This window comes from Bradyrhizobium sp., assembly GCF_016462955.1.
Lineage (GTDB): Bacteria > Pseudomonadota > Alphaproteobacteria > Rhizobiales > Xanthobacteraceae > Bradyrhizobium.
In genome coordinates, this window is the sequence record NZ_JAEMSD010000143.1 from 8,981 (window position 1) to 14,431 (window position 5,451).

Here is a 5,451-nt window from a genome sequence, read left to right on the forward strand (position 1 = left end):
AGGGTGGAGATCGTGGCGAGGGTGGCGCGGATCATCGTCATCACCTCAGCGGAACAGCGCCGTGGTCGATTGCATCATCTGGTCGGCGGCGCTGATCACCTTCGCGTTCATCTCGTAAGCGCGCTGGGCGGCGATCAGGTCGCTCATCTCCGAGACGACGTCGACATTGGCCTGCTCGAGGCTTCCTTGCGTGAGCTTGCCGTAACCCTCGGTGTTCGCGGTGCCGTCCTGCGGTGCGCCGGACGAGGGAGTCTCGGTGAACTGGTTGTTGCCGACCGGCTGCAGGCCCGCCTTGTTGATGAAGCGGGTCACGCCGATCTGGCCCACGATCGAGGAGGTCGTCGAGCCCGGCAACGTCACCGAGACCTGGCCCTGCTCGCTCACGGCGATGCCCGAGGCGTTGTTCGGGATCGTGATGGTGGGCTGCACCGGGTTGCCCTGCGCGGTGACGACGCGGCCCTGATTGTCCATCTGGAAGGTGCCGTCGCGGGTGTACTGGAAGGTGCCGTCGGGCATCAGGATCTTGAAGAAGCCCTCGCCGGAGATCGCCAGATCGAGGTCGTTGCCGGTCTGCGACAGGGTCCCTTGCGTCATGCTGCGCGGGGTGCCGACGGTCTTGACGCCGCCGCCGATGTCGACGCCGACCGGCAGGATGGTGCCCTGGTCCGACGACTGGGCGCCGACGCGGCGGACGTGCTCGTAGATCAGGTCCTGGAACGCCGCCGTCTGCTTCTTGAAGCCGGTGGTGCGCAGGTTCGCGATGTTGTTGGAGATCACCTGAACGTTGAGTTCCTGTGCCGCCATTCCGGTCGCTGCGGTGTGAAGCGCCTGCATGTCAGTTCTCCTTCAATCAGGCCGGAACGTCGGCGAGCTTTTCGATCGCCGATTTGTGGAGGTCGCTTTGCTGCTGCAGCAAATTGGCGACCGCGGTATAGCTGCGCATCACCTCGACCATGCGGGTCATCTCGCTGACGGCATTCACGTTCGATTTCTCGACGTAGCCCTGCTGCAGGGTGGACTTGGTCTCGGCCTGCGGGTTCGCCCCGCCGGCGGCATAGAGATTGGCGCCGAGCTTGGTCAGCTTGGTCGGATCGTCGAACGAGACCATGCGGATCTTGCCGCGGATCGAGTCGGTCCGCGCCGTGCCCTCGAGCACGGTGACGGTGCCGTCGGGCGCGACGTTGATGTCGTGGTCGGTGGGCTGGAAGGTGATCGGGCCGGCATTGCCGAGCACGAGATTGCCGTCTGCGGTGACGAGCTGGCCGGTGCTGTTCAGCGAGAACTTGCCGTCGCGGGTGTAGAACTCGCCGCCATTGCCCTGCACCGCGAAATAGGCGTTGCCGTTGATCGCCATGTCGAGCGGACTGTTGGTCGGCTCCATCGGCCCCTGGGCGATGTTGCGAAAAGTGCCGCGGTCGTGGACATAGGAGACCTGGCGGTCGCGGCCGATGAAATTGTCCTCGCGCGCGTTCGAGTTGAGATACTCCTCGAACAGCGAATGGTCCGACTTGAAGCCGTTGGTGTTGGCATTGGCGACGTTGTTGGCGATGACATCGATCTGCCGCTCCAACGTCATCTGCCGTGACAAGCCGATCAGACGCGCGTTCTGCATCGGAAATCTCCCCTGAGCGGATCTGCCATTTCGCTCTCCCAAGCGCCTCGGCGGATCCCGTGAACGAGACCTCGGGTTCTCCCAAACCGTAAGGTCTCGGCGCTTTCTCAGCGAAAGCCGTGCCAGTTTGAAAAGCTGTGCGATTTCAGATGGTTGTCGTTTTTTGATGGGTGCGAAAGGGCGGCAGAAAGGTTCTGTTAGCCATGCTTGCCCGGCAGATTTTTCCTAGCGGAGGCGCAATCGAAAGGTTCCGTTAACCATTATTACCGTAGCGTTTGACACGAGGAGCGCACTGCGCTGGGGGCATTCGTACCGCGTCACGGTCTGCCAGGAGGCTTCGCTCTTTCGACCCCTTTGAGAGATGAACGAGCGCGGCACACATGGCAGAGAATGAAGAAGGCGGCGCAGCCGCCGAGGGTGCGGAAGCCGCTCCGCCGAAGAACAAGCTCAAGCTCATCATCATGGTCGTCGGCGTGCTCGCCGTGCTCGGCGGCGGTGCTGCGACCTGGTTCTTCTTCTTTCGTCACGCCGAGGGCGAGCACCATGCCGAGGCCGCGCCGCCGCCCAAGCCGCCGGCCTTCGTCGACGTCCCCGACCTGATGGTCAACCTCGCCGGCTCGCCCGGCGAGCGGGTGCAATATCTGCGGCTGAAGATCGTGCTGGAGTTGAAGGAAGAGAAGCAGGTCGAGGCGATCAAGCCGACGATGCCGCGCGTCACCGACATCTTCCAGACCTATGTGCGCGAGCTGCGCCCCTCCGACCTCAACGGCTCCGCCGGCATCTTCCGCCTGAAGGAAGAGCTGACCAAGCGCGTCAACGCGGCGGTCGCCCCGATCCAGGTCAGCGCGGTGCTGTTCAAGGAAGTCGTGGTCCAGTGATGGCGCCAGGGAAGGTGACGGACTAGCGTCATGGCCGGCAACGAGCAAATGGACCAGGATGCGATTGCCGCCCAATGGGAGGCGTCGCTCGATTCCGAGGATCCCGCGGAGGCCGCAAAGGCTGCCGCCGAGAACGAGCTGTCGGAGACCATGGCCCTGCAATGGGCGGCCATGGTCGAGGACGGCAGCCGCGATCTCGGCAGCGGCAAGAACTCCGGCGAGCGGGTGCTGTCGCAGGAGGAGATCGACAATCTCCTCGGCTTCACCGTCGGCGACATCACGCTCGACGACCATTCCGGCATTCGCGCGATCATCGATTCGGCGATGGTCTCCTACGAGCGTCTGCCGATGCTCGAAATCGTCTTCGACCGCCTGGTGCGGCTGATGACGACGTCCTTGCGCAACTTCACCTCCGACAACGTCGAAGTCTCGCTCGACCGCATCACATCGGTGCGCTTCGGCGACTACATGAACTCGATCCCGCTGCCTGCCGTCCTCACCGTCTTCAAGGCCGAGGAGTGGGAGAACTTCGGCATGGCGACGGTCGATTCCAACCTGATCTATTCGATGATCGACGTGCTGCTCGGCGGCCGCCGCGGCACCAGCCAGCTCCGCATCGAGGGCCGGCCCTACACCACGATCGAGACCGAGCTGGTCAAGCGGCTGGTCGAGGTGGTGCTGACCGATGCCGAGCAGGCGTTCCGGCCGTTGTCCCCGGTGACATTCACGATCGACCGGCTCGAAACCAATCCGCGTTTCGCCGCGATCAGCCGCCCGGCCAACGCCGCGATCCTGGTCCGCCTGCGCATCGACATGGAAGACCGCGGCGGCAATATCGAGCTGCTGCTGCCCTACGCGACCATCGAGCCGATCCGGGGCGTCCTGCTCCAGATGTTCATGGGCGAGAAGTTCGGCCGCGACCCGGTCTGGGAGGGCCACTTCGCCACCGAGATCGTGCAGGCCGAGATCGCCGTCGATGCCGTGCTCTATGAGGCCGACATTCCGCTCAAGCAGCTGATGCGGCTCAAGGTCGGGGACACGCTGCCGCTCGACATGCGCGCCGACGCCAACGTCACCGTGCGCTGCGGCGACGTCACGCTGACCGAGGGGCGGATGGGTCGGGTCGGCGACCGCGTCGCGATCCGGGTGACGAAACCCTTGCGCAAGCCAAGTACGACACTTGCGATGTTCGAGAAGGTCGACGAGCAGAACAAGATGATGGAGGCCCCATGAACCACTCCCTGGGAATGGCGATCGAGACGCTGGTGGCTATCCTGCTGATGCTGACGATCGTCTACTGCGTCATGCTCAACAAGCGGCTGACGCGGCTGAAGGCGGACGAGCATTCGCTGAAAGCCGTCATCGGCGAGCTGATCACCGCGACCGAGATCGCCGAGCGCGCGATCGGGGGGCTGAAGCTCGCCGTGCGCGACGTCAACGAGAACCTCGGCAGCCAGCTCGCCGCCGCGACGCAGATGTCGGACCAGCTCCACAAGCAGCTCGGCGAAGCCGACAACGTGGTGCGCCGCCTGTCCAAGATCGCGAGCGCCGCGCGCCCCGTGACCAGCCCCGAGGCGGTTGCCGCGCCCGCGGCCAAGCCGTCATCGGCGAAGGCGGTGGCGGCGGCGGCCGAAGCCTTTTCCGAGCGCCGACGATCCAACGGCCTTGCCGCATGAAGCCCTGGCATGAAGTCTTGGCATGAAGTCCTTTCGTAACATCCGCGTCATTCCGGTCGTCCTGGTTGCCGTCGCAGGCCTCGCCACGCTGAAGGTGGCGGGCCTCGCGATCAACGGCGGCTATGTGTTCGACTACAAGCCGAACCAGGGCAAGAAATCCTGGGCGGAAGAGAACCTGAATTTTCCGACCGGCCGCGAGGATCTCGATATCACGGGATCCAGCGCGCCGAAGGAACCGCCGAAGCCGGCCGCACCCGAGACCAAGATGGAGGGCGGCACCCCGGTCAAGATCGACGAGACCCAACCGCAGATCTCGGCCTCGGAGCGCGCGGTGCTGGAACGGCTGCAGGCGCGGCGGCAGGAGATCGAGGCGCGCCAGCGCGAGATCGACATCCGCGAGAGCCTGCTCAAATCAGCCGAGAAGCGTATCGAGAACAAGGTCGAGGAGATGAAGGCGGTGGAAACCCGCATCTCCGCGACGCAGGCCGAGCAGAAGGCCGCCGAAGCCCAGCGCATGAAGGGCCTCGTCATCATGTATGAAGGCATGAAGCCAAAGGATGCCGCGCGGGTGTTCGACCGGCTCGAGATGGGCGTGCTGATCGAGATCGCCTCGGCGATCGCGCCGCGGAAGATGTCGGACATCATGGGGCTGATGTCGCCGGAAGCGGCCGAGAAGCTGACCGTCGAGATGGCCCGACGGGCCAATGGCGGCGGCGATCAATCCGCCTCGGCCGGCGAATTGCCGAAGATCGACGGCAGGCCGACGCAAAAGCCGAATTGAGGGCTCATACTTAAGAAGTCCTTAATTGGCAAAACCTTACAGTCGAGGGCAGGGCCGGGATCAGTGGCCCGGCCTGGACCCGTCGAACCGGAAGAAATGCCGCCAATGGCGCGAGAGGCTGCCGCTGGATTTGTGTCGCGAGCCCGCGCTTTCGCGCGGGGCTTGTCGCGCCATGCCTGCGCGGCGACCTTGCTGGCGGCCTGTGCCCTGGTTGGTCTCGCGGCGCCCGCCCTGGCGGCCGATCCGATCAGGGGCGAGGCGACGTTTTCCGCGGGCGGCGGCTTTGCCCGTCTCGTCATCAAGCTCGGCGAGGACGTTCCCTCGGAGGTGTCGACCGCGGGCTCGATCCTGATCATCCGCTTCGACCGTCCGGTGGACGTTCCGGTCGATCGCGTTCCGGAAGGCGCGCCTGATTACGTCAACTCCGCGCGCCGCGATCCCGACGGCGGCGCCATCCGCCTGTCGCTGGCACGGCGCGTCACCGTCAACACCATGAATGCGGGC

6 protein-coding genes and 1 pseudogene are annotated in these 5,451 nt (G+C 64.8%); 5 read left to right on the forward strand and 2 right to left on the reverse strand.

The features are described from left to right. Positions 1-45 precede the first annotated feature (45 nt). Both flgG and flgF read right to left on the reverse strand, forming a co-directional pair. Positions 46-834 (reverse strand): flagellar basal-body rod protein FlgG, encoded by a 789-nt coding sequence (flgG, locus tag JHD07_RS16620; protein ID WP_291624068.1) that lies wholly within the window; start codon positions 832-834, stop codon positions 46-48. A gap of 16 nt (positions 835-850) precedes the next feature. Further along, positions 851-1,612 (reverse strand): flagellar basal-body rod protein FlgF, encoded by a 762-nt coding sequence (gene flgF, locus JHD07_RS16625; protein WP_291624070.1) that lies wholly within the window; start codon positions 1,610-1,612, stop codon positions 851-853. 380 nt (positions 1,613-1,992) lie between these two features. Between flgF and fliL the strand changes: the two genes are divergently transcribed. From fliL to JHD07_RS16650, 5 genes and pseudogenes are all read left to right on the forward strand, one after another. Continuing rightward, the gene (gene fliL, locus JHD07_RS16630; RefSeq protein ID WP_291624072.1) at positions 1,993-2,490 is read left to right on the forward strand and encodes a flagellar basal body-associated protein FliL; all 498 of its coding nucleotides are present in this window, start codon (positions 1,993-1,995) and stop codon (positions 2,488-2,490) included. 30 nt (positions 2,491-2,520) lie between these two features. After that, a complete protein-coding gene (fliM, locus tag JHD07_RS16635) occupies positions 2,521-3,723 on the forward strand; it encodes a flagellar motor switch protein FliM (protein ID WP_291624074.1) in 1,203 nt (400 codons plus the stop codon). After that, entirely contained in the window at positions 3,720-4,166 is a 447-nt protein-coding gene (locus JHD07_RS16640) for a DUF6468 domain-containing protein (protein ID WP_291624077.1), read from the forward strand. Before fliM ends, JHD07_RS16640 begins: the two co-directional genes overlap by 4 nt. Before the next feature lie 22 nt (positions 4,167-4,188). Next, positions 4,189-4,947 (forward strand): flagellar protein FlbB, encoded by a 759-nt coding sequence (locus JHD07_RS16645; RefSeq protein ID WP_291624079.1) that lies wholly within the window; start codon positions 4,189-4,191, stop codon positions 4,945-4,947. 105 nt (positions 4,948-5,052) lie between these two features. Next, positions 5,053-5,451, forward strand: a pseudogene (locus JHD07_RS16650) (tetratricopeptide repeat protein); the annotation flags it as partial.